Source organism: Streptomyces flavovariabilis (genome assembly GCF_000725785.1).
Classification (GTDB): Bacteria; Actinomycetota; Actinomycetes; order Streptomycetales; family Streptomycetaceae; genus Streptomyces; species Streptomyces hawaiiensis.
Map to the genome: position 1 here is coordinate 263604 of NZ_JNXD01000003.1, position 23565 is coordinate 287168.

Annotated in this window: 18 protein-coding genes and 1 pseudogene; 11 read left to right on the top strand and 8 right to left on the bottom strand. The window is 72.6% G+C overall.

Annotated elements, in window-relative coordinates:
* Positions 1-513 precede the first annotated feature (513 nt).
* Together IO24_RS0108660 and IO24_RS0108665 are read left to right on the top strand one after the other, a co-directional pair.
* On the top strand, positions 514-978 hold the full coding sequence (locus IO24_RS0108660) for a pyridoxamine 5'-phosphate oxidase family protein (RefSeq protein WP_031133596.1): 465 nt from the start codon (positions 514-516) through the stop codon (positions 976-978).
* Positions 979-1057: 79 nt separating this feature from the next.
* The gene (locus IO24_RS0108665; RefSeq protein WP_030845174.1) at positions 1058-1450 is read left to right on the top strand and encodes a VOC family protein; all 393 of its coding nucleotides are present in this window, start codon (positions 1058-1060) and stop codon (positions 1448-1450) included.
* A gap of 195 nt (positions 1451-1645) precedes the next feature.
* Here IO24_RS0108665 and IO24_RS0108670 read toward each other — a convergent pair whose 3' ends face one another.
* Both IO24_RS0108670 and IO24_RS0108675 read right to left on the bottom strand, forming a co-directional pair.
* A complete protein-coding gene (locus IO24_RS0108670) occupies positions 1646-1942 on the bottom strand; it encodes a DUF4235 domain-containing protein (protein WP_031133599.1) in 297 nt (98 codons plus the stop codon).
* A gap of 42 nt (positions 1943-1984) precedes the next feature.
* Positions 1985-3010, bottom strand: a complete 1026-nt coding sequence (locus IO24_RS0108675) for a glutathione S-transferase family protein (RefSeq protein ID WP_031133601.1) — start codon at positions 3008-3010, stop codon at positions 1985-1987.
* Between the two features lie 139 nt (positions 3011-3149).
* Between IO24_RS0108675 and IO24_RS0108680 the strand changes: the two genes are divergently transcribed.
* Entirely contained in the window at positions 3150-4070 is a 921-nt protein-coding gene (locus IO24_RS0108680) for a cation diffusion facilitator family transporter (protein WP_031133603.1), read from the top strand.
* Positions 4071-4154: 84 nt separating this feature from the next.
* Here the strand turns inward: IO24_RS0108680 and IO24_RS0108685 are convergent, their stop codons facing one another.
* Entirely contained in the window at positions 4155-4604 is a 450-nt protein-coding gene (locus tag IO24_RS0108685; protein WP_031133605.1) for a nitroreductase family deazaflavin-dependent oxidoreductase, read from the bottom strand.
* Positions 4605-4708: 104 nt separating this feature from the next.
* Positions 4709-5341 (bottom strand): LysE/ArgO family amino acid transporter, encoded by a 633-nt coding sequence (locus IO24_RS0108690; protein WP_031133606.1) that lies wholly within the window; start codon positions 5339-5341, stop codon positions 4709-4711.
* Positions 5342-5689: 348 nt separating this feature from the next.
* On the opposite strand from IO24_RS0108690, the gene IO24_RS0108695 reads away from it, so the two are divergent.
* From IO24_RS0108695 to IO24_RS46260, 3 genes and pseudogenes are all read left to right on the top strand, one after another.
* Positions 5690-6886, top strand: a complete 1197-nt coding sequence (locus tag IO24_RS0108695; RefSeq protein WP_031133607.1) for a cytochrome P450 — start codon at positions 5690-5692, stop codon at positions 6884-6886.
* Between the two features lie 13 nt (positions 6887-6899).
* Entirely contained in the window at positions 6900-7097 is a 198-nt protein-coding gene (locus IO24_RS0108700) for a ferredoxin (RefSeq protein WP_031133609.1), read from the top strand.
* A 93-nt stretch (positions 7098-7190) separates the two neighbouring features.
* Positions 7191-7316: pseudogene (locus tag IO24_RS46260) on the top strand (DUF1348 family protein); the annotation flags it as partial.
* Positions 7317-7360: 44 nt separating this feature from the next.
* On the opposite strand, the gene IO24_RS0108705 reads toward IO24_RS46260, so the two are convergent.
* The gene (locus IO24_RS0108705) at positions 7361-8230 is read right to left on the bottom strand and encodes a hypothetical protein (RefSeq protein ID WP_045295974.1); all 870 of its coding nucleotides are present in this window, start codon (positions 8228-8230) and stop codon (positions 7361-7363) included.
* Positions 8231-8455: 225 nt separating this feature from the next.
* On the opposite strand from IO24_RS0108705, the gene IO24_RS0108710 reads away from it, so the two are divergent.
* Positions 8456-9424 carry an aldo/keto reductase gene (locus IO24_RS0108710; RefSeq protein ID WP_031133613.1) on the top strand — a complete coding sequence of 323 codons (969 nt, stop codon included), beginning with the start codon at positions 8456-8458 and terminating at the stop codon, positions 9422-9424.
* A gap of 16 nt (positions 9425-9440) precedes the next feature.
* On the opposite strand, the gene IO24_RS0108715 is transcribed toward IO24_RS0108710, so the two are convergent.
* Positions 9441-10283 (bottom strand): phytanoyl-CoA dioxygenase family protein, encoded by an 843-nt coding sequence (locus IO24_RS0108715; RefSeq protein ID WP_031133615.1) that lies wholly within the window; start codon positions 10281-10283, stop codon positions 9441-9443.
* A 63-nt stretch (positions 10284-10346) separates the two neighbouring features.
* On the opposite strand from IO24_RS0108715, the gene IO24_RS0108720 reads away from it, so the two are divergent.
* Positions 10347-11285 carry a helix-turn-helix domain-containing protein gene (locus IO24_RS0108720; protein WP_031133618.1) on the top strand — a complete coding sequence of 313 codons (939 nt, stop codon included), beginning with the start codon at positions 10347-10349 and terminating at the stop codon, positions 11283-11285.
* A gap of 375 nt (positions 11286-11660) precedes the next feature.
* Positions 11661-13961, top strand: coding sequence for a ricin-type beta-trefoil lectin domain protein (locus tag IO24_RS40475; protein ID WP_045295973.1), 2301 nt, complete (start codon positions 11661-11663; stop codon positions 13959-13961).
* Positions 13962-13973: 12 nt separating this feature from the next.
* Here the strand turns inward: IO24_RS40475 and IO24_RS0108735 are convergent, their stop codons facing one another.
* Positions 13974-15233 (bottom strand): arsenic transporter, encoded by a 1260-nt coding sequence (locus IO24_RS0108735; RefSeq protein WP_031133621.1) that lies wholly within the window; start codon positions 15231-15233, stop codon positions 13974-13976.
* Positions 15234-15413: 180 nt separating this feature from the next.
* A complete protein-coding gene (locus IO24_RS0108740; RefSeq protein ID WP_031133623.1) occupies positions 15414-17801 on the bottom strand; it encodes a SpoIIE family protein phosphatase in 2388 nt (795 codons plus the stop codon).
* Between the two features lie 256 nt (positions 17802-18057).
* Between IO24_RS0108740 and IO24_RS0108745 the strand changes: the two genes are divergently transcribed.
* On the top strand, positions 18058-21153 hold the full coding sequence (locus IO24_RS0108745; protein WP_031133625.1) for a glycoside hydrolase family 2 TIM barrel-domain containing protein: 3096 nt from the start codon (positions 18058-18060) through the stop codon (positions 21151-21153).
* Between the two features lie 153 nt (positions 21154-21306).
* Positions 21307-23550 (top strand): glycoside hydrolase family 9 protein, encoded by a 2244-nt coding sequence (locus IO24_RS0108750; RefSeq protein WP_031133628.1) that lies wholly within the window; start codon positions 21307-21309, stop codon positions 23548-23550.
* Positions 23551-23565 lie beyond the last annotated feature (15 nt).

Here is a 23565-nt window from a genome sequence, read left to right on the forward strand (position 1 = left end):
GAGGGGCACGACTGCTGCGATGGCGGCACTCCTGCTGCAAGGCGAGCACCTGCATCGCCGGCTCAGCTGTGCTGATCAGGAAGCACTCGCGGCCCGTCAGGCGTAGCGCGACCCCTGGATCCGAGATGCGCTGCTTCGCCCGAGGTGTGTGGGTAGCTGACCGGGGTGTCGAAGGGCAGGTCGAACCGGACGTCCTGAGGCATGCGTTTCCTTTCGGGAGACGGAACGCAGAGTCCCCCCACCCCTGCCGGCGGACGGTGCCGTGACCGCCCGCACACTCGAACTGGGCTTCGCAGTCCGAAAGTTGAACCGAGAAAGCGGTACGAGGCTGCCCACGGCGTGAATAAGCCATTCCGTGACCCTGCCGTGATCTCCGTTACTGCCCGAAGCGCATGAGCTGCGTATACTCCCTCGTCCCTCACCCGGTACCGGCTCGTCCGCCGAGCCTCCGGAGCCGCGGAACGCCACACTGGTCAAAGTCCGTTCGACGACCGGCCAGGAGGCGCACCGACGATGACGTCCGCACCCGCACGCAGCGCTGAGCAGCGCACGAAGGACACCCTGCACCGTCTCGAACACGACGTGGACGCCTGGGTCGCCACGGCCGACGGCGCGTCGGGGACGCCCTACCTCGTCCCGCTGTCCTTCCTCTGGAACGGCTCGTACCTGCTGTTCGCCACGCCCGCGTCCAGCCCCACCGGACGGAACCTCGCCGCGTCCGGCCGGGCCCGGGTGGGCATCGGGCCGACCCGTGACGTCGTCCTCGTCGAGGGCACCGTCGAGACGGTCCAGCCCGGCGAGCTGACCGAGCAGGACGCCGAACTCTTCGCGGCCAAGACCGGGTTCGACCCCCGCCGGCTCGCCACGCCGTACCTCTACTTCCGCGTCGTGCCACGGCGGGTGCAGGCCTGGCGGGAGGCCGACGAACTCGACGGCCGTGAACTCATGCGCGACGGGCGGTGGTTGAAGGCCGACTGAATCCGCCGGACCGGGATATCCGCAAGGTACGGATCCGCGGGGCACGACCGCCCTGCGGCCGGAATCCTGCGGAGGAGACATGGCACTGGTGAAAGCGGGGGTCCTCGTGCTCGACTGCGCCGAGCCCGAGAAGCTCGCCGTGTTCTACAAGGAACTGCTGGAGGGGGAGGAGTCGGACGCCACCGCCAACCGGGTGGAGATCAAGAGCGCCGACGGCTTCCGGATCGCACTGCGCCGGGACGTCAACGCGACCCCGCCCAGCTGGCCCCGCCCCGAGAACTCCCTGCAGGCACATCTGGAGTTCGTGGTGGACGACCTCGACGCGGTGGAACGCCGCGTCATCAGCCTCGGCGGCCGCCCCCTGGAGGCCAAGGAGCCCTCGGGCCCCCTGGAGGAGCGCGGCTACGCCGATCCGGCCGGACACTCCTTCACCCTGCGCCGCACCGCGCCGACGGCACCCAAGCAGGGCTGAGCGAGGGGTTCGGTGAGGACCTGCCGGACGTGGCCGACGGGCCCGGTCACGTCGTGCGCGACCGGGCTGGTGGAGGCCCGGCGGCCTGCCCGCCGCGCTGCGCCTCGCATCCCCCTCACCACGAAAACGATCACTGTGAACGGCTGAGGGCCGGCCGGCCCCGCCCGGCAGCCGCCGGGCGGGGCCGATCGGCTGTCAGTCCCGGCCGCCCTTCTCGCCGACCGGCCACGTGCCGGTCGAACGCTCGATGGCCTTGGCGCCCGCGCGGTCCACGGCGCTGCGCACCACCGCGAAGATGGCGCCCTGGATCGCGGCGGCCAGCAGGACTTCGCCCCAGCTGCGGTCCTTGTCCAGCGCGTCGGGCGCGTCCTCCTCGTGCCGGATCGCCATCCACGTCTTGCGGAAGGCGAGCCCGGCCAGCCAGCCGCCCGACCAGCCGAGCACGAACCCGACGGGCTGGTACGCGAGGGACATCTTCTTCTTCTTTGCCACGGGAACTCCTTGGTCGCTGAGGGGGGAGATGAAGGGAAGGGGTCAGGGTGTGTGCGCCGCCGGGATCCGCTCCTCGGCGCGGACCGGCCCGGGCGGTGTGCCGTCACCGAACGGCCGGCCGCCCAGCTCCTCGCGGTGGTGCGGGGCCGACCAGCCGGACAGGTCCGGGCCCAGCGGGACGACGCGGGTCGGATTGATGCCGGTGTGCACCTGGTAGTAGTGGCGTTTGATGTGGTCGAAGTCGACGGTGTCACCGAACCCGGGCGTCTGGTACAGGTCGCGGACGTACGCCCACAGCACCTGGTTCTCCGTCAGCTTCCAGCGGTTGCACTTGAAGTGGCCGTGATAGACCGCGTCGAAGCGGACCAGCGTGGTGAACAGCCGGATGTCCGCCTCGGTGATCGTGTCGCCGACGAGATACCGCTGCCGCTCCAGCCGCCCGGCGAGCAGCTCCAGCCGCCGGAACACGCCCGCGCAGGCGGCCTCGTACTCCTCCTGCCCGGTGGCGAAACCCGCCCGGTAGACGCCGTTGTTGACGTCCTCGTAGACGTCCGTCATCACCTCGTCGATCTCGTCGCGCAGCGCGTCCGGGTACAGGTCGGGCGCGCCGTCCCGGTGCAGGGCCGTCCACTCGGTCGCGAGATCGAGGGTGAGCTGCTGGTAGTCGTTGGTCACCAGCTGTCCGCTGGGCACGTCCACGAGCGCCGGCACGCTGACACCGCCGGGGTAGTCGCTCTCGCGGCGGTCGTAGGCCTCGCTGAGGAAGCGGATGCCGAGGACCGGGTCGCGACCGTCCTCGTCCAGAGTGAAGCGCCAGCTGCGGTCGTCCTGGATCGGGTCGGCGACGGCCAGGGACAGGGCGTCCTCCAGGCCGAGCAGCCGCCGGGAGACCAGCGACCGGCTCGCCCACGGGCAGGCCCGGCTGACGACCAGACGGTAGCGGCCGGCCTCCACCGGCCAGCCGTCCCGGCCGTCCGCGGTGACCCGGTCCGCGAAATGCGCCTTGGACCGTTTGAACGCCCTCCTTCCGTAGCCGGTGTTGCCGTCGTCGCCGTCGTCGCGGCTCATGGGGGTGACCTCCTTGCCGTACGTGGACCCTGGTGAACGCGTTCCCCGTTTTCCGCCGACGGCACGGTGTGAGCACCGCCGACCGGGGCAATCGGCGTGGGTGAATGATGAAGGAAGTGATCAGAGGACACGCGTCACCGTGCTGGTGGCGCTCGCGGCGAATCTGGTGATCGCCGTGGCCAAGGCGGTCGGCGGCCTGGCGGCGGGGTCACCCGCCCTGCTGTCCGAGGCGGCCCACTCGGTGGCCGACAGCCTGAACGAGGTGTTCCTGCTCGCGGCACTGCGCCGCAGCCGCCGCCCCGCCGACCGGCGCCATCCCTTCGGCTACGGCAAGGAGCGGTTCTTCTGGTCGCTCCTCGCGGCCGTCGGGATCTTCGTCATGGGTGGCTGTTTCTCCTTCTTCCAGGGCTTCGAGGCCCTGACGAGCGATTCGGCGGAGAATCTCGGCGGCTATGTGGCCGGCCTGATCGTGCTGGGAATCGCCCTCCTCGCGGAGGGCGGTTCGCTGTTGAGGGCGCTGTACCAGGTGCGGCGGCAGGGCGGCACGGGCGCCGGGATGCGCGACCCGGCCCTGCGCACGGTCGTCGCCGAGGACGGCACCGCGGTGCTCGGCGTCACTCTGGCCATCGCGGGCATGGCGCTGCACATGGTCACCGGCCAGGTGGTGTGGGAGGCGTCGGCCTCGCTCGCGATCGGCGCGCTGCTGGTCTACGTGGCCTTCCGGCTGGGCCGCGAGGCCCGCGACCAGCTGATCGGCGAGGCGGCCGACCCGGAGTCGAGCGGGCGGATCCACGCGCTGCTGCGGGCACAGCCCGAGATCGACAGTGTGGAAGCGCTGTTCACGATGAAGACCGGACTCGACACGATCCTGGTGGCGGCCCGCGTCGACCTGGTACCCGGCCTGGACAGCGAGCGCGTGGAGGATGTCGCCGTCCGCATCAAGCGATCCATCGCCCGGACGGTGCCCGAGGCGGACCAGATATTCCTCGACGTGACCGACCGGCTCGCCCGCGAGGCAGCGGAAAGCCCCGCCGCGACGGGGGAACGCGGCGGGGCCTGAATCACGCGTGCCCCGTCGCGGCCGGTTCACACACACGGGGGGAGATTTTCCGCCGGCTGCCCGCACCGGGCAGCCGGCCCCGCCTCAGCCGGTCTCGCCCGGCTCCAGGACGAACACCGGAATCTCCCGGTCCGTCTTCTTCTGGTAGTCGTCGTACGCCGGGTACGCCGCGACGGCCCGCTCCCACCACGCCGCCTTCTCCTCGCCCGTGACCTCACGGGCGGTCATGTCCCGCTTCACCGGCCCGTCCTGAAGCTCCACGTGCGGGTCGGCCCGCAGGTTGAAGTACCAGACGGGGTGCTTCGGCGATCCGCCGAGGGAGGCCACCACGGCGTAACGCCCTTCGTGCTCCACCCGCATCACCGGTGTCTTGCGCAGCTTCCCGCTCCTGGCACCCCGTGAGGTCAGGACGACGACCGGCATCTTCGAGCCCTGCAGCGTCGTCCCCTCGGTACCGCCGGAGCTCTCGTACAGCTCCACCTGCTTGCGCACCCACTGCGTCGGGCTGGGTTCGTACTCGCCCTCCAGAGGCATGGCATCCGTCCCATCGTCGCGTCCGCGGCTCATCGCCACCTGTCGTCAACACCCGTGCCCCCCGGAATCATCCGCATCGCGGCGGATCCGGCCGGAAACGGAGCTCACCCCGGCGCGAGCGCCATCCGCACGGCCAGAGCCGTCATCACCCCGCTCGCGGCCAGTGCCGTCGCCAGCCGCCCCCGACGACCGGTCAGCGCGCGGCCCAGCAGCGCCCCGCTCCCGGCCAGCAGCACCTGCCAGCTCGCGGAGGCGGTGAAGGCGGCCAGCACGAACACGCCCTGCTCCGGCAGACCGGCCGGGCCGGAGGCCTGGGCGCCGAGCACGAGGGCCGCGAAGTAGATGACCGTGGTCGGGTTCAGCAGGGTGATGCCCAGCAGGCCCAGATAGGCCCGGGCGGGGCTCGGGGGAGCGGGGGCGGTGCGGGTCGCGAGCCGGTGGCCGCGGTACTCGCGCACGGCGGTGACCGCGCCCCACGCCGCCAGCGCGAGCAGCACCAGCACGCAGACCCACCGCAGCGGACCGAGCACCGGCCGCAGCGCGGACGCCAGGGCCGTGCCCCCGAGCGTGGCCGCCAAGGCGTAGAGCCCGTCGGCGGTGGCGACGCCGAGCGCGGCGCAGACACCGGTGCGCAGGGAGGTGCGGGCGGTGAGGGAGACGAGGTAGGTCCCGACGGCGCCCACGGGTACGGCGATGCCGTACCCGGCGAGCAGCCCCGCGACGAGCGCGGTCGTCACGATCGCGGCGGTGTCGGTCCTCCCCGGCGGTCCGACTGCTGCTGCCGGGGCGCGGCGGGAGCGGCGACGGACAGCGGTACGAGGACAGTGAACGCAGGCATGGCTGGATCCTGGGGCCTGCCCGTCCGCACCGACAACTCGTTTTCGCATCGACGTCGCCGCGCCCGTGCCGGGACGCGGACGCCGGCCCCGCGCCATGGGCCTCAACCCTCGTGTCCGAACGGGAAGACGGCATTCCCCGGCCATATCGGCGCCGGCACCGATCTGGCCGAACTTCGCGTCGCCCCATAGATGCCTGGGGCATCTAATGAAGATCGGCACGACGCACTATTCGTCTGCGAGGTCTTCATGACGGACACGACCGCACCCGTCGTCTTCCCCCAGAGCCGGACCTGTCCCTACCACCCGCCCGCCGCCTACGACTCCCTGCGCGCCGAGCGCCCCCTGACCCGGATCACCCTCTTCGACGGCCGCGAGGCCTGGCTGGTCAGCGGGCACGCCACCGCCCGCGCGCTGCTGGCCGACCCGCGTCTGTCGTCCGACCGCGACCGGCCCGGCTTCCCCGCCCCCACCAAGCGCTTCGCCGGGATCCGCAACCGCCGGACGGCCCTGCTGGGCGTCGACGACCCCGAGCACCGCGTCCAGAGGCGGATGGTCGTCGGGGACTTCACCCTCAAGCGGGCCGTCGAACTCCGGCCACGCATCCAGGAGATCGTGGACGAACGGCTCGACGCGATGATCGCCGGGGGACCCGCCGCGGACCTGGTGAGCGCCTTCGCGCTGCCCGTGCCGTCCATGGTGATCTGCGCCCTGCTGGGCGTCCCGTACACCGACCACGACTTCTTCGAGACCCAGTCCCGGCGGCTGCTGCGCGGCCCGGAGACCGCCGACGTACTCGACGCCCGCGACCGGCTGGAGACGTACTTCGGCGAGCTGATCGACATCAAGCAGCAAGACCCCGGCACCGGCCTGCTCGACGACCTGGTGCACCGGCAGCTGGGCGAGGGCGAACTGGACCGCGAGGGCCTGATCGCCATGGCCCTCATCCTGCTCGTCGCGGGCCACGAGACGACCGCCAACATGATCTCGCTCGGCACCTTCACCCTGCTCCGGCATCCCGAGCGGCTCGCCGAGCTGCGCGCGGACCCGCGGCTGCTGCCGGCCGCGGTCGAGGAGCTGATGCGGATGCTGTCCATCGCGGACGGCATGCTGCGCCTGGCCGTCGAGGACATCGAGGTGGCCGGGACGACCATCCGCGAGGGCGAGGGCGTGGTCTTCGCGACCTCCGTCATCAACCGCGACGAGACGGTCTACCCCGAGCCGGACACGCTCGACTGGAGCCGCCCGGCCCGTCACCACGTCGCGTTCGGCTTCGGCATCCACCAGTGTCTCGGCCAGAACCTCGCCCGCGCCGAGCTGGAGATCGCCCTGCACAGCCTCTTCGACCGGCTGCCCACCCTGCGCCTGGCCGCCCCGGCCGAGGAGATCCCCTTCAAACCGGGCGACACGATCCAGGGGATGCTGGAACTCCCCGTGACCTGGTAAGAGGCTTCCACCCATGCACATCGACATCGACAAGGACGTCTGCATCGGCGCGGGCCAGTGCGCCCTGACCGCCCCGGACGTGTTCACCCAGGACGACGACGGCTACAGCACCCTGCTGCCCGGCGGGGAGGACAGCGGCAGCCCGCTGCTGCGGGAGGCGGCCCGAGCCTGCCCGGTCAGCGCCATCACCGTGTCCGAGACGGTGAGCTGACCCCGCGCTCACGCGGCGTCCAGGAGCCGCCGGGCCGCCTCACGCGCCCTCGGCCGCGGGCTCGGCGCTCCTGGAGACGCCCGCCGTGACCACAACCGCGACACCTTCGTCACCGGCCGCGCCGAGATCGCCGAATACCTGACCCGCCGGCGGGAGCGCGAGCGGGAGCAGGCGCTGCGCAAGGACCCGTGGGCCTTCCCCGGCGACCCCATCGCCGTCCCGGGTGGGGGCGGGCCCTGGACCTGGTCGGACGCGGCCGGGGGTCAGGCGCAGCCGACCGTCGGCCCCTCCACCATGCCGCCGGTGTACAGCGCCTGCCCGCGCGGCATCCAGTAGCCCAGCTTCGAGACCACCGCCGAGCAGGTCGCGGCCGTGGTGACCTGGACGCGCACGGTGGCCGGACGCCCGGGCTGGAGGTCGGTGAGCGCACAGTCCACGGAGTGCGTCAGCCGGGCCTTCGACGGATGGCTGCCGACCAGCGGGTTGACGCACCGGGCGTCCCCGGTGCTGATCCGCACCCCCGTGCTCTCCTCGCCGATCAGCCCGAAGCGCGCGCTGCCGTCGCCCTGCTCGCTGTCGCGGTACACCCGGTACGTCAGCGTGGTGGTGCTGCCACGCTTCAGGGTGGTCCGGTCGACCTCCACGCGATGGGTGGGCCGCTGCTTCGGCGCGGTCAGGGTGAGCGTGGCCCGGACCGTGCCGCGCAGGTCCACACCGGCCGGCGCGGAGCGGACGTGCACCGTGGCGGCGACGTCGTAGGTGCCGGGGCCGGGGTAGGGCTGCGAGCCGGGCATGGTGCCGGAGGCCACGGTCGCGCCGTCGCGCTTCGCCGTCCAGGTGCCGGAGGTCAGGCAGGCGTACCGGACGGACGTCCCGGGCCGGCGGCAGGTCGCGGGTGCCGAGACCTCCATCACCGGGGTGCCGCTGCCCGCGCAGAGGCTGACGGCGGCCCGCTCGCCGTCGTTGCCGCGCAGTACGCCCGCGGGCGCGCACAGGGTGGCCGCGGCGCCGGCCGCCGGTGCCCGGACCTCGGGCTGTGGCGGGGCCGGGCGGCTCCAGGCGGTCGAGGCGAGGGCGACGGACGCGGCTGCCGCCCCGGTCAGGATCCTGAGTGTCCTGCGTGGTACCGCCACGAGTCCTCCCGAACGCCGTGCGCAACGGACCGGCCCGGCACCGGTCACCCGCGCCGATGATGCGGCAGCGGCCGGGCCGCCCGGCTGCTCCCACGCCGTCCGGTCACCTCGGGGCAGCAACGATGACGGCCCGTCAGGCGCCCCGTCGCGACTCGCCTTCGAGCGCACGCGAACACGTACGCTCCCCCTGGAACGCCGACCCTCCCGAAGGCAGGAGCAGCAAGGATGCAGTACGTGAAGCTCGGTTCGACGGGTCTGGACGTCTCGCGGATCTGTCTGGGGTGCATGACCTACGGTCTGCCCGACCGCGGCCCGCACGCGTGGACCCTCGACGAGGAGGCCTCACGCCCGCTGATCCGGCAGGCCGTCGAGGCGGGCATCAACTTCTTCGACACGGCGAACGTGTACTCCGACGGCACCAGCGAGGAGATCGTCGGCCGGGCCCTGCGCGACTTCGCCCGCCGTGACGAGATCGTCCTCGCGACGAAGGTGCACGGCCGGATGCGGCCCGGGCCGAACGGCGGCGGACTGTCCCGCAAGGCGATCATGACCGAGCTCGACCAGAGCCTCACCCGCCTCGGCACCGACTACGTCGACCTCTACCAGATCCACCGCTTCGACCCGCACACCCCGGTCGAGGAGACGATGGAGGCCCTGCACGACGTGGTCAAGGCGGGCAAGGTCCGCTACATCGGGGCGAGTTCGATGGGCGCGTGGCAGTTCTCCAAGGCCCAGTACACCGCGCGGCTGAACGGCTGGACCCGCTTCGTCTCCATGCAGAACCACTACAACCTGATCTACCGCGAGGAGGAGCGCGAGATGCTCCCCCTGTGCGCGGACCAGGGCGTGGGCGTCCTGCCCTGGAGCCCGCTCGCCCGCGGCCGCCTCACCCGGGACTGGGACGCCACGACCGAGCGCAGCGCCACCGACACCTTCGGCAGCACCCTGTACCAGGAGGGCGACCGCACGATCGTCGAGGCGGTCACCCGCATCGCCGGGGAGCGGGGCGTCCCCCGCGCGCAGGTCGCCCTCGCCTGGCTCCTCCACCAGCCCACGGTGACCGCCCCGATCGTCGGCGCCGCCAAGCCCGGGCATCTGGAGGACGCGGTGGCGGCCGTGGAGGTCCGGCTGAGCGACAAGGAGCGGGAGGAGCTGGAGCGCCCGTACGGTCCCCATCCCATCGCCGGGCACTGAACGTACGTCCCGCAGCTCAGTGGGGCCCCTGCGGCGCGAACTCCGTCCCGCAGGGGCCCGCCCCCTCGCTCTCCGCCAGCTCCACCCTCGCCCCGCTCATCGCCAGCGTCCGGTAGAACCGCCCGATCCGCTCCGTCGACCGCCCCACGTAGTGCCCGATGAACGAGCGCCGGAACCGTTCGGCCGACCGGTTCGGCTGCGACCCGTGCACCAGGCTCCCGTTGAAGAACAGGACATCGCCCGGCGCCATGTCCACCGGCACCGGCGCCAGCCCCGGCGGCGGCGCGACGTACTCCCTGGCGAAGGACACATCCGAGTCGGCCGTCTCCGGGCAGAACAGGTCCATGAGGTGGGTGCCCGGCACGACCTCCAGTCCGCCGTTCTCCCGGTCGATCACATCGCAGGCCACCCATGCCGCCACGCACGTCCCCGGCTCCACCCGCAGATAGAAGTTGTCCTGGTGCAGTGCCTGCCCCCGGGCCCCCGGCGGCTTGAAGTAGAACATGCTCTGCGCGGCCAGCACCTCCTCCCCGAGGAGCACCTCAAGAACCGTCCGCAGCCGGGCGTCGAGCAGGACCTCACGTGCGAGGCCGTTGATCTCGTGCGGATGCATCACCCGGGGCCAGATGTGCAGCGGATCCGCGCCCGGCCCGTCCGCCGCGCGCGGCTCGAAGTGCCCGGGAACCCGACCGGCCGCCCGCAGCGCCGCGAACTCGCCGCACAGCCGCTCGATCTCGCCGGCCCCGAAGAGCCCGCGCACGACGGCGAAACCGTCCTCCTCGAACGCCTCCCGGTATCGCCGCAGCCCGGCGGGGTCCAGCATGGAAGCGCCGGCGGCGCCGTTGCCCGTGACTGTCATGAACGCACTCCTCGGTCAGGTGTCCTCGGTCCGAAACGCTAGGCCGCCCAGCCGTCCAGGAGGATGCCCGTGCGTGCTGACGAATTGCCCGGCGCTGCTGAGCACGGCGACACCGGCGACTGCGGGGATCCCGCCCCGCCGCCCGGGCTGGTCGTGCTCGGTCACTTCGACCAGCCCCCCGGTTACGGCGTCAACCGGCCGCACGGGTCCGCGAGCTGGCTCTTCACCTGGACCACCGCAGGCCGGGGACGGCTCTGGCAGGGCGGTGCGCGGACCTCGGCCGGCGTGGGCCACCTGGTCGTGCTCGCTCCGGGCGTTCCGCACGGCTACGCCGTCGAACCCGGTGCCCGGCACTGGCGGTTCTGGTGGGCGCACTGCCAGGCCCGCCCGTCCTGGGCGGCGTGGCTGCGGCCGTATGACGCCGGTGACGGGATGTACGTCGTCACCTCCGCCCCGCCCGGGGTGCACGGCCGCGTCGGGGCGGCGTTCCGGCGGATGCACGCCGACGCCCGCTGGACCGGCACCGAGGCACCGCCCGACGCGGCGCCTCCGGACGGCCAGGTCGCCGTGGCGCACGGCAGCGCGGCCCGTGAACTGGCCCTGTGCGCCCTGGAGGAGATCGTCCTCCTCACCACCGCCGGCGCCCGCCCGACGGCGCCCCGGCCCGGCCTCGACGCACGGATCCGCCGCGCCCAAGAGCTGATCGAAGCCGACCCGGGCGCCCCGCACACCGTCCGCTCGCTCGCCGGGAGCGTCGCGCTGTCGCCGTCCCGCTTCGCCCATCTGTTCAGCCGGCAACTCGGCCAGTCGCCCATGCGTGCCCTGCGCGAGGCGCGGCTGCGCCACGCCGCCCGGCTGCTGGAGAGCACCGACCTGCCGGTGGAACGCGTCGCCGCCGCCTCGGGGTTCGTCAGCCCGTTCCACTTCAACCGAGCCTTTCGCGAGCGCTACGGGGCACCGCCCGGGGCCTACCGAACGACGGGCGGCGATCCGCCCGCCTGAGCACCGCTTATTGGTTCCACCGGAGGCCCCGGAAGGCCGGCGCGGAGAAGGCGTTCGACGCTGTGAGCTGCTGGTCAGGCGATGGCTCAATGGTTTCCGGGCGGCTTCCGGAGGCGGGAAAATCCGAGCCGTAAAAGGGGGCAGACAGCACGGAAATGCCTTTCGCTCCGTTGATTGACATCTTGTCAAAAGGCACTGGCGCCGCACGCAATGCACGAAACTGCGAGATCGCTTGTTCCCTGTCGCTGACCTGTGCAAAGGTGTGCCCTGTCGGCGTGCCCACATCACGCCTTTCTTTCGTATGCGCGAGGCCGACATGCCGGCATACCCCTTGGTATGGACTTTATCCCGCATGTCCTTGAGAGGAATGCAGCCGTGAAAGACGCAGGCCCGTCGAATTCCCCGGCCCCGGCCCGCAGGTTCGGCGCGACGGACGAGCAGCTGAGCGCGGAGCTCAGGAAGTGGACCGGGGCGACGCCCGCACTTCACCCCGTCGGCGAACTCCTGGACCGGCACTGGGAGGCGGCCTTCGCCTACGCCCGGCTGTGCACCGACGGCCCGCGCTCCGCGGGAATGCTGACCACCGCGGCTTTCACCCGGCTCTTCGGCGAGACCCTCCGGCAGAACGGCCCGACCTCCGCATGGCGGCCCCATCTGCTCGTCACCGTTCGGCGTATCGCGGCCGAGTGGGCCGGTGACCACCGACACGAGATGCTCCACCCGGAGCTGCTCGCCGGGACCGGCGAGGGGGAGCGGCCCGCCTCCCGGCTGCTGCCGTCGCAGCGCCGGCGCCTGCTGTCCGGGGCCTTCCAGCGGCTGCCCCAGTCCGCCCGCTGCCTGCTGTGGCACGTCGAGGTCGAGGCCGAACCGCTCACCTCCCCGGCCGGGTTGCTCGGCCTGGACGAGGAGGGCGCACGCGTCGAACTGGCCCGGGCCCGGGACCGGCTGCGCGAGGAGTGCCTCCAGCTGCACCGCGAACTCGCCCCTGACGAGGACTGCCGGCGCTATCTGCGCCTCCTCGACGTGACGTACCGGCGCGGGGGCCTCGGCATCGACCCGGATCTACGCGCGCATATCGAGGGCTGCGGGCACTGCAGCGCCGCCGCCGACCAGCTCGACCGGTTCAACCACGCTCTCGGCGCCGCCCTGTCGGAGGCGGTGCTGGGCTGGGGCGGTCAGGCGTACGCGGAGAGCCGGGAGGGTGAGGCGGGGGCGACAGCCGCCGCCGGCGGCCGCGGGGGAGCGGCCGGTGCGGCAACCGTCCCGAGGCCGGCCGATCTGGCCCGAGAGGCCTTTGCCGATCCGGACCGTGTGTTCCCGGATCCGGTGGGTGTGGCGCGCCAGGTGTTCCCGGATGCGGTCGGTGCCGCGCGTGAGGTGTCCCGCGATCCGGTGGATGTCGCGCGTGACGTCTTCCCCGATCCGGCCGGTGCCGCGCCCGAGCTCTTCCCGGACCCCGTCGCCCTCGCCGGCACGGTGGGGGAGTCGTTCACCGAACCGGGTGGTCCGGCGGCCGTGCCGCCACCTCCCGGCGCCGGAGCCGGACCGGGAGCCAGAGCGGGAACCAGAGCCAGAACGGGAGCCAGAGCCAGAACGCGGCGTGCGGACGCGGCCGGGGGCACAGCCCCTCCTCCGGTCCCGGCCCGCGCGAACCTCGCCGTCCCACCCGTCACCACAGCCCCCGCTACCGCCCCGCCGCCCCTCACCGCATCCCCGGGCCCCCGGCCCGTCGGCCCCCGGACCGCCGCCCGACGATCCGCCCACAAGGCGGCCCGCCGTGCCGCCCGGCGGCGCAACCTCACCGCAGGCGTCCTGACCGTCAGCGGCCTCGTCGTCCTGCCACTGGTCCTGTGGTCCATCGGCAACTCCGGCGACGGCGCCCCGGCCGGCACCGACCGGCCCGCCGGGGAGGCCCCCGGCTCGGACGCGGGCGAGGCGACCACCGACCCGTCCTGGGCCGGGGCGGCCGACGCCGAGAAGGGCGCCCTGCGCGGGCGGCTGCACAACGTCGCCTCGGGCCTGTGCGTGGGCATCGACGGCAAGAAGGCCGTCGAGGACGCGGAGGCCGAGCTCACGGCCTGTTCCGCGGACGCCGCCCAGCAGTGGACGTACGAGACCGACGGACTGCTGCGCAACGGCGCCTCCCCCGGCCTGTGCCTGGACTCGCAGCTCGGCTACTCGGTACGGCTGGCTCCCTGCACGGGCGCGTCCCGGCCGGACCCGAAGCACATCCGCTACGACTTCACCCTCCAGGGATCCCTGGTGCCCCGCTGGGACCAGGACCTCGCCCTGACCCCGGCCGCGACCGACGGCTCGGGAGCCCTGGTCCTCAAGGCCCGGGCGGACGACGAGGCCCAGCGCTGGGTGATCGACACCTCCAAGACCGACCTCCAGATGGAGGCCGTCAACTGGAACGCCGCCGCTCCGGCCCCGAGCCCCACGCCGACCCGGGCCCCCGCCCCCACACCGTCGAAGACGCCCGGGCCCGCACCGACGCCGTCCGCGACCTCCCCGGCCCAGCAGCCGGCACCGAGCAGCCCGGCCGCGACCGACTCGTCCTGCCACCACTACGGTTACTACTGCGATGCGGACGGCCGGTACGGCAACCCGGGATACGGCTACCCCGGATACGGCTACGGCGGAGGCTATGGCTATGGCGGAGGCGGCCGCGGCTGACCGGGTGTGCGCTCAGACCCCGAGGACGGTGAGCGACAGCCACAGGGCCACCACGGCCGGCACCAGCGCGGCCGGTACGGCGAGCAGCCCGAGCCGTGTGAACTCCCCGAGCCCGACCCGGTGCCCGTGCTGCTGCACGATCCGCCGCCACAGCAGGGTCGCCAGCGATCCGGCGTAGGTCAGGTTGGGGCCGATGTTCACCCCGAGCAGTACCGCCAGCACGGCGCCGGGACCCGACCCGGCGGTCAGGGGCAGCAGCACCAGCACCGCGGGCAGGTTGTTGATGAGGTTGGCCAGGACGGCGGCCAGTGCCGCCACGCCCAGCAGCGTGAGCAGGCCCGCCCCGTCGGGCAGGACCCGTCGCAGCGCGTCGGCGAGCCCGTGGTCGACGACCGCGCGCACGACGACGCCGAGCGCGAGCACGAACGCCAGGAAGGCCGGGGCGGCGGACCGCACCACCGTCAGGGGCGTCGCCCGTCGCCGCACCAGCGCCCGCCCGGCCAGCACCAGCGCGCCGGCCAGCGCGGCCCAGGCCGGCGCGATGCCCACGGCGGAGGCCACGACGAACCCGGCGAGCGTGCAGCCGACCGTGACGAGGGCGAACAGCGGAAGCGGCTCGGGGTGCGGCGCCGGGTCGGGGGAGGGGAGGGGCGCCGCCAGTTCGTCGTCGAAGAAGCGCCGGAACACCAGGTACTCGGCGGTGATCGCGACCAGCCAGGGCAGCGCCATCAGGGCCGCGAAGCGGGTGAAGCTCAGCCCGCTCGCCGTGAAGGCCAGCAGGTTGGTCAGGTTGGAGACCGGCAGCAGCAGCGAGGCGGTGTTCGACAGATGGGCGCACGCGTACAGGTGCGGCCGGGCCCGCACGCCCATGCGGGTCGCGGTGGCCAGCACCACCGGGGTCAGCAGGACGACCGTGGCGTCCAGACTGAGCACGGCCGTGATGACGGACGCCAGCGCGAACACCGCGGTCAGCAGCCGCGTGGGGCGCCCCGCCGCCCAGCGGGCCATCCAGGCCCCGCACGCCGTGAACAGCCCCTCGACGTCGCAGAAGTGGGCGAGCACCAGCACGGCCGCGAGAAAGCCGACCACGGGCCCCAGCCGCTGGACCTCCTCCCAGGCGTGGTCCGGCGAGATCACCCCCAGGGCGACGGTGAGCCCGGCGGCCGGTACCGCCAGCACGGCTTCGGGCAGGCCTTTGGGGCGGGCGACGGCCCAGATCAGCACGGCGGCCAGCAGCGTCACGGACAGGACTTCGGCGAGCGGGGTGTTCAGGGCGGGGTCCTCCGGGACGTGAGCAGGTCGTGCCCGCTCATGAAACCAGGCGCGGGTAAGAGACCCCCGGCGGCCCCGCTGTCCCGGTCAGGGGCCGCTGCCCGCCGTGACCGCCGTCCGGAGCTCCCGCCCGGCGCCGGCCGCACGGTCCGCCGGCCCGGCCGAGTGCACCCGGATCGCTCAGATCTCGTCGCCGAGCAGGGCCAGCTCCGCCCAGATCGTCTTGCCCTCGGCGGTGTGCCTGCTGCCCCACCGCTGGGTGAGCTGGGCGACCAGGAGCAGACCGCGGCCGCCCTCGTCCCAGGTCTTGGCCCGGCGCAGGTGTGGTGCCGTGTGGTTCGTGTCGGACACTTCGCAGATCAGCGTGGCCGCGTCATGGATCAACCGCAGCCGGATCGGCGGGGCGCCGTAGCGGATGGCGTTGGTGACCAGCTCGCTCACGACCAGCTCGGCGGTGAACGTGGCCTCGACCATCCCCCAGCGTTCGAGCTGGTCCACGACCTGCTTGCGGATGGGGGCCACCAGCGCCGGGTCGGCGGGGATGTCCCAGGTGGCGACCTGGGCGGACGGCAGGCCGCGGGTGCGGGCCAGCAGCAGGGCCACGTCGTCGCTGGAGCCGCCCGGTGGGAGCAGGGTGTGCAGCACACGGTCGCAGGTCTCGTCCAGGGAGGCGGAGGGCACCGACAGCGCCTCGCGGAGCATCCGGCTGCTCGCGTCGACGTCCCGCTCGCGGCTCACGAGCAGCCCGTCCGTGTGGAACGCCAGGACGCTGCCCTCCCGCAGCTCCACCTCGGCGGACTCGAACGGCAGCCCGCCGACACCCAGCGGGGGACCCGAGGGCAGGTCGAGCTGCTGTGCCGGACCGTCCGGCGGCACCAGCAGGGGCAGCGGATGCCCCGCCCGGGCGAGGTCGCAGCGCCGCGACACCGGGTCGTACACCGCGTACAGGCAGGTCGCGCCCATCTCTCCGGCGTCGTTGTCCCCGCCGGACTCCTGGGAGAGCCGGACGACCAGGTCGTCGAGGTGGGTGAGCAGTTCGTCGGGGGCCAGGTCGATGTCGGCGAGGGTGCGGACGGCGGTGCGCAGCCGGCCCATGGTGGCCGAGGCCTGGATGCCGTGGCCGACGACGTCGCCGACGACCATGGCCACTCGCATCCCGGACAGCGGGATCACGTCGAACCAGTCGCCGCCCACGCCGGAGCGGATGGCGGGCAGATAGCGGGAGGCTGCCTCCACCGCCGCCGTGTGCGGCAGGGTGCGGGGCAGCAGGCTGCGCTGCAGCGTGAGGGTCGTCTCGCGCTCGCGGGAGTAGCGGCGTGCGTTGTCGATGCAGACGGCCGCCCGCGCCGTGACCTCCTCGGCCAGCAGCACGTCGTCGTCGGTGAACGCCTCGGGGCGCCGGAAGCGGGTGAAGACCGCCACTCCGAGGGTCGTGCCGCGGGCCTGGAGCGGGACGGACATCGTGGAGTGGATGCCGAACTCGTGGACCCGCTGGAAGCGGACCGGGTCCCAGGCGAGCCACCGCTCGAGGTCGCCGGACGAGCCCGAGGCCACCACCGTGTGCCCCGCGACCAGCGAGGCGGCCTGCGGGGAGTTCGCCGGGTAGACGTCGACCTGCCCGGGCTCGGCGACGGCTTCCGGGCTGCCCTTGTTGACCGACCGGTGGGCTGCCCGGCGCAGATGCACGGGCGGCGCCGGCGGCCCGGCGGACTCGCCGCCGTGCTCCTGCGGGTCGAGCAGGTCGACGCTGACGAAGTCGGCGAGCGCCGGGACGCTCACGTCCGCCAGCTCCTGGGCCGTACGGGTGACGTCGAGGGTGGTGCCGATGCGCACGCTCGCCTCGTTGACCAGCTGCAACCGCTCCCGTGACCGGTACTGGTCGGAGAAGTCATGGGCGGTCACGCACACGCCCCGCACCTGGCCGGTGCCGTCGGTGAGGGGTGCCATCCGGGCCAGCCAGGCGTGCGGGCCCCGGTTCTCGCCTGTGGCCTTCATGTACGTCTGCATGTCCTGTCGCCGACCGGTGCTCAGCACCCGGCGCAGATGCTCTTCGAGGTCGGTGTTCTGCGGCCGGCTGCCGATGTCGGTGGGGCGCAGGCCCAGCACCCGCCCGGCGGGCAGTCCCAGGAGGTCCGCCATGGCGTCGTTGACGCCGCGCAGCCTCAGCCGCTCGTCGAAGATCATGGTGGCGCAGGGCGACTGGGTCAGGGCCATGCGGACCAGTGGGTCGTCCGGAAGGCCGTGGTCGGCGCCTTCCGGAGCGCACACCGCGAGCCAGTCGGTCGTCTCCGCTCCGTCCGGCGGTCTGCGGTGGGCGAGCACCCACACGGACACGGGGTGGCCGTCGCGATGCCGCAGGGTGAGCGTGCCGCTCCAGCGGGAGTCGTCCGGCACGGGCGGCGGGTCGGCGCCGTCGGCCAGCAGCGCCGCGGCCGGGCGTCCCACGACCTCGGCGGCCGTGTGGCCCAGGAGACGGCGGGCGCCCTCGCTCCACTCGGTGAGCGTGCCGTCGACGGCGATGACGGCACGGGCGGCCACGCCATCGTCGAACGCCTCGTCCGGGCTCATCGTCGCGACTCCATACGGACACTCACAGTGAACAGGGAAGTCAGTTGAGTTCCAGCGTAGTCCGTAGGCGCCCGGCGTGGACCGGTAACCCCCGTGGCGCCTCCCCGGCGGAGGCACGGCGCAAATCCGGCCGAAGCGACCCCTGAGGCAGAAGGGCGCTTCCGCACCCTTGACGGCCGTGTGTGACACATCGACAGAATCTGTTTGTTCACGATGAGTTGTGAGTAATTCTGGGCCCTAATGAGGGAGAGTCGCCATGTCGGTCACGCGCAGATCGGTCTTGCTCGCCTCCGCCGCCGCGCCCGCGGCCGGAGCGCTGCCGGGCGCCCCGGAGGCGTGGGCCGCCGGGGAGGCGCGCGGCGCGTCCGGCCGCCGGACCGTCGCACTGCGCGACGGCTGGCGCTTCGCGCTGGTGAACCCCGGCGGCATCACCGACCCGACCGGTGCCTACGCCGACGCCCACCTTCCCGGCTACGACGACTCCCGGTGGCGCGAGACCGCCGTCCCGCACGACTGGAGCATCGAGCAGACCCCCACCACCGAGCACGGCACCACCAGCGGCACCGGCTTCCTGCCCGGCGGCCTCGGCTGGTACCGCCTGGCCTTCACCCTGCCGCCCACCCTCGCCGGCCGGTGCATATCGGTGGAGTTCGACGGCGTGTACATGGACTCCACCGTCTACTGCAACGGAAAGGAGGCCGGCCGCCACCCCTACGGCTACACCGGCTTCGCTCTCGACCTCACCGACCTGGTGCACACCGACGGCACCACCGAGAACGTGATCGCCGTCAAGGTCCAGAACCGGCTCCCCAGCAGCCGCTGGTACTCGGGCAGCGGCATCTACCGCGAGGCCCGCCTGGTGATCACCGAGCCGGTGCACGTGGCCCGCTGGGGCACCCGGGTCACCACGCCCGAGATCACCGCCGAGCGGGGTGTCGTACGGGTCGCCACCTCCGTCGTCAACGCCTCGGGCAGGGACGCGGACATCGAGGTGGTCTCCCGGATCGTCGACCGCAAGGGCCGGACCGTCGCCCGTACCTCCGCCACCGCGGCCGTCACCGGCGAGCGGACCGAGACCCAGGAACTCACGGTACGGCGACCCGAGTTGTGGGACTTCGAGACGCCCCACCGCTACACCCTGCACACCGAACTGCGCGTCGACGGCACAACCACCGACACCTACCGCACGGTCTTCGGCTTCCGCACCTTCCGCTTCGACCCGGACGAGGGCTTCTTCCTCAACGGCACCCACCACAAGATCAAGGGCGTCGACCTCCATCACGACCTGGGCGCACTCGGCGCCGCCGTCAGCATGGACGCCGTCCGCCGGCAGATGGAGATCATGCGGTCCATGGGCGTCAACGCCCTGCGCACCTCCCACAACCCGCCCGCGCCCGAGGTCATCCAGGTCTGCGAAGAGCTCGGCGTCGTCATGCTGGTGGAGGCGTTCGACTGCTGGCGCACCGGCAAGAACCGGTACGACTACGGCCGCTTCTTCGACGAGTGGTGCGAGAAGGACGCCACCGAGATGGTGCTGGCCGCCCGCAACTCGCCCGCCGTGCTGAGCTGGTCCATCGGCAACGAGGTCCCCGACTCCACCTCCACCGCCGGCCTCGCCATGGCCGACCGGATCATCGGGGCGATCAGGGCCGCCGACGACACCCGGCCGCTGGTCATCGGCTCCGACAAGTACCGCCGCCTGCCCGCCAAGGGCTCCGCGGCCGATCTGATGCTGGCCAAGCTGGACGGCCTCGGCCTCAACTACAACACCGCCAAGTCGGTGGACCAGTTGCACGCGGCCTACCCGCATCTGTTCCTCTTCGAGTCCGAGTCCTCGTCGGAAACCTCCACCCGCGGCGCCTACCAGGAACCGGAGCGCCTCAACACCGGTGAGAACTACACGCCGGGCAGGCGCGCGACCTCCTCCTACGACAACAACCTCGCCTCCTGGACCATGAGCGGCGAGTACGGCCACAAGAAGGACCGGGACCGGAAATGGTTCGCCGGGCAGTTCCTCTGGTCGGGCATCGACTACATCGGCGAACCCACGCCCTACGACGTCTTCCCGGTCAAGGCGTCCTTCTTCGGCGCGGTCGACACCGCGGGCTTCCCGAAGGACATGTACCACCTGTTCCGGAGCCAGTGGACCAGCGAGCCGATGGTCCACCTGCTGCCGATGACCTGGAACCACGAGAAGGGCGACACGGTCGAGGTCTGGGCGTACGCGAACGTCGGCACCGTCGAGCTGTACCTCAACGGAAAGTCCCTGGGCGTACGGCGGTTCGACACCAAGAAGACCGCCGACGGCCGCACCTACCTGGAGACCACCGAGGCGACCGGCGACGACAAGACCTTCACCGACGGCCCCTACCCCGGCAGCTACACCAGCCCGAACGGCAGCGCCGGAAAGCTCCATCTGACGTGGAAGGTGCCTTTCGCGCCGGGCGAGCTGAAGGCCGTCGCACGGCAGGGCGGCAAGGTGGTCGCCACCGACGTGCTGCGCACCGCCGGAGCGCCGCACGCGATACGCCTGAGCCCGGACCGCAAGTCCCTCGCCGCGGACGGCCGTTCCCTGGTCTTCGTGACCGCCGAGGTCGTCGACCGGCACGGTGTGGTGGTGCCCGACGCGGAGCACCTGCTCTCCTTCGAGGTGGCGGGCGGCTCCCTCGCCGGGCTCGACAACGGCCGCCAGGAGAGCGCCGAGCGCTACCGGGCGAGCACCCGGACCGCCTTCCACGGCAAGGCCCTCGCCATCGTCCGGTCCGGCGCCAAGTCCGGCCCGGTGAAGGTGACCGCCCGCGCCGACGGTCTGCGCCCGGGCACCACGACCGTACGGGCCACCCGGGCGCAGGACCGGGCCGAGACGGCCCCGGCCGTCTTCGGGCCGGAGCACCCGGCTCCCGTCGGCCACCCGCACGCGGACGCCAGTTACTCCGGACGTCCGGACACCCTGCCCGCCGCCATGCTCGACGGAGACCCGGCCACCGGCTGGTCCAACGGGTTCTTCAAGCAGGCCACGCCGCTGCTGCCCGCCTTCGACGGGGCGCGGGCCGAGGACTGGGTCTCGGTCGACCACGGGCGCACCCGCGGCTTCGACCGGGTGGACGTCTCCTTCACCGTGGACGCCACGCACAGCCTGCCCGCGGCGGTCGAGGTGGCGGTCTGGGACGGCCGCGTGTGGCAGGCCGCGCGGGACACCGAGATCGGCTGGGCCACCGCCTCCGACGCCCCCACCGTGATCACCTTCAAGGCCGTCCGCGGCTCCCGGGTCCGGCTCACCCTGACGAGCCGCCACCCCGGCGAGCCCCGCGGCGCGATCCGCATCAGCCGGCTGGACGCCCCGGCCGTCTGAGCCCCCGGGCACCACGGTCCGGGCGGGCGGCGAACAGCCAGTCCTGTCCGGACCGTTGACGGCGTGTCACATCAGACACAACCATGGCCTGCGTCCGCATCTGGGAGCGCTCCCACCCCGAGCGCCACCCGCATCCCCCGGAGGAGCCCAGACGTGAAACGACGCAGAACCGCCCTGCTGTCCCTGACGGCCCTGCTGGCGACCGCGCTCACCGCGCTGCCCTCCGCGCCGGCCGGGGCCGAAGAGGTCGAGCAGGTCAGGAACGGCACCTTCGACACCGCCACCGAGCCCTGGTGGACGACCAGCAACGTCACCGCGGGTCTGTCGGACGGCCGGCTGTGCGCCGACGTCCCCGGCGGCACCGCCAACCGCTGGGACGCCGCCGTCGGGCAGAACGACATCACCCTGGTGAAGGGGGAGTCGTACCGTTTCTCGTTCAGCGCGACCGGGTCACCCGCCGGACATGTGGTGCGGGCGATCGTGGGTCTGTCGGTGTCGCCCTACGACACCTACTACGAGGTGACACCGCAGCTCAGCGTCTCCGGCGACACCTACTCCTACACCTTCACCTCGCCCGTCGACACGGCTCAGGGCCAGGTCGGCTTCCAGCTCGGCGGCAGCGCGGACGCCTGGCGCTTCTGCATGGACGACGTCTCGCTGCTCGGCGGCGTGGCGCCGGAACCGTACGAGCCCGACACCGGGCCCCGGGTCCGCGTCAACCAGGTCGGCTACCTGCCGGCCGGCCCGAAGAACGCCACTCTGGTCACCGACGCCACGGCCAAGCTGCCCTGGCAGCTCAAGACCTCCGGCGGGACGGTCGTCGCCCGGGGCACCACCGTGCCGCGCGGCGTCGACGCCTCCTCCGGGCAGAACGTCCACTCGATCGACTTCGGCGCGTACCGCAAGAGGGGCACGGGCCTCACGCTCGTCGCCGACGGCGAGACCAGCCGCCCCTTCGACATCGACGCGAGCGCCTACGAGCGGCTCCGGCTGGACTCGGCGAAGTACTACTACACCCAGCGCAGCGGCCTCGCGATACGCGACGACCTGAGGCCCGGCTACGGCCGCCCCGCCGGTCACGTGGGCGTGGCACCCAACAAGGGCGACACCTCGGTGCCCTGCCAGCCGGGCGTGTGCGACTACAGCCTCGACGTCAGCGGCGGCTGGTACGACGCCGGTGACCACGGCAAGTACGTCGTCAACGGCGGCATCTCCACCTGGGAGCTGCTGAGCACCCACGAACGCGCCCGGCACGCCCGCACCGGGCAGGCGGACAAGCTCGGGGACGGCACGCTCGCCATCCCGGAGAGCGGCAACAAGGTCCCGGACATCCTCGACGAGGCCCGCTGGGAGCTGGAGTTCCTGCTGAAGATGCAGGTGCCCGACGGCAAGCCGCTGGCCGGCATGGCTCACCACAAGATGCACGACGAGCAGTGGACCGGCCTCCCGCTGATGCCCCATGACGACCCGCAGAAGCGCGAACTGCACCCGCCGTCCACGGCCGCGACCCTGAACCTGGCCGCCACGGCTGCGCAGGCGGCCCGGCTGTACCGGCCCTACGACAAGACGTTCGCCGGCAAGGCCCTGGCCGCCGCCCGCAAGGCCTGGTCGGCGGCGCTCGCCCACCCCGACCGCTTCGCCTCCGACAGCGACGGCATCGGCGGCGGCGCCTACTCCGACAGCGACGTCACCGACGACTTCTACTGGGCGGCGGCCGAGCTGTACCTCTCCACCGGGGAGAAGCGGTTCGAGGAGTACGTCCTGAAGTCCCCGGTCCACGCGGCCGACCTCTTCAAGCCCCTCGGCTTCGACTGGGCCCGCACCGGCGCGGCGGGACGGCTCGACCTCGCCACGGTGCCGAACAGGCTGCCCGGCCGGGACAAGGTGCGCCAGTCCGTCGTCGAGGGCGCCGACCGCTACCTGGCCACCCTCAAGGCACACCCCTACGGCATGCCCTACGCACCGGACGGCGCCACCTACGACTGGGGCTCCAGCCACCAGGTCCTCAACAACGCGGTCGTCCTGGCCACCGCGTACGACATCACCGGCGCCTCGAAGTACCGGGACGGAGCGCTGCAGAGCATGGACTACATCCTGGGCCGCAACGCGCTGAACATCTCCTACGTCACCGGCTACGGCGAGGTCAGCGCGCAGAACCAGCACAGCCGCTGGTACGCCCGCCAGCTCGACCCGAGCCAGCCGGGCCCGCCGAAGGGCACCCTCGCGGGCGGGCCGAACTCGAGCATCCAGGACCCCTACGCACAGAGCAAACTCCAGGGCTGCGTCGGTCAGTTCTGCTACATCGACGACATCCAGTCCTGGTCGACCAACGAGCACACGATCAACTGGAACGCGGCCCTGACCCGCATGGCCTCCTTCGTGGCGGACCAGGGGTAAGGACCGGACGACGGT

Bases quoted from the DNA above. Each gene is read 5' to 3' on its own strand.
- IO24_RS0108660 (WP_031133596.1), top strand. From the start codon at position 514: ATGACGTCCGCACCCGCACGCAGCGCTGAGCAGCGCACGAAGGACACC.
- IO24_RS0108665 (WP_030845174.1), top strand. From the start codon at position 1,058: ATGGCACTGGTGAAAGCGGGGGTCCTCGTGCTCGACTGCGCCGAGCCC.
- IO24_RS0108675 (WP_031133601.1), bottom strand. From the start codon at position 3,010: ATGAGCCGCGACGACGGCGACGACGGCAACACCGGCTACGGAAGGAGG.
- IO24_RS0108685 (WP_031133605.1), bottom strand. From the start codon at position 4,604: ATGCCTCTGGAGGGCGAGTACGAACCCAGCCCGACGCAGTGGGTGCGC.
- IO24_RS0108695 (WP_031133607.1), top strand. From the start codon at position 5,690: ATGACGGACACGACCGCACCCGTCGTCTTCCCCCAGAGCCGGACCTGT.
- IO24_RS0108700 (WP_031133609.1), top strand. From the start codon at position 6,900: ATGCACATCGACATCGACAAGGACGTCTGCATCGGCGCGGGCCAGTGC.
- IO24_RS0108710 (WP_031133613.1), top strand. From the start codon at position 8,456: ATGCAGTACGTGAAGCTCGGTTCGACGGGTCTGGACGTCTCGCGGATC.
- IO24_RS0108715 (WP_031133615.1), bottom strand. From the start codon at position 10,283: ATGACAGTCACGGGCAACGGCGCCGCCGGCGCTTCCATGCTGGACCCC.
- IO24_RS0108720 (WP_031133618.1), top strand. From the start codon at position 10,347: ATGCCCGTGCGTGCTGACGAATTGCCCGGCGCTGCTGAGCACGGCGAC.
- IO24_RS0108740 (WP_031133623.1), bottom strand. From the start codon at position 17,801: ATGAGCCCGGACGAGGCGTTCGACGATGGCGTGGCCGCCCGTGCCGTC.
- IO24_RS0108745 (WP_031133625.1), top strand. From the start codon at position 18,058: ATGTCGGTCACGCGCAGATCGGTCTTGCTCGCCTCCGCCGCCGCGCCC.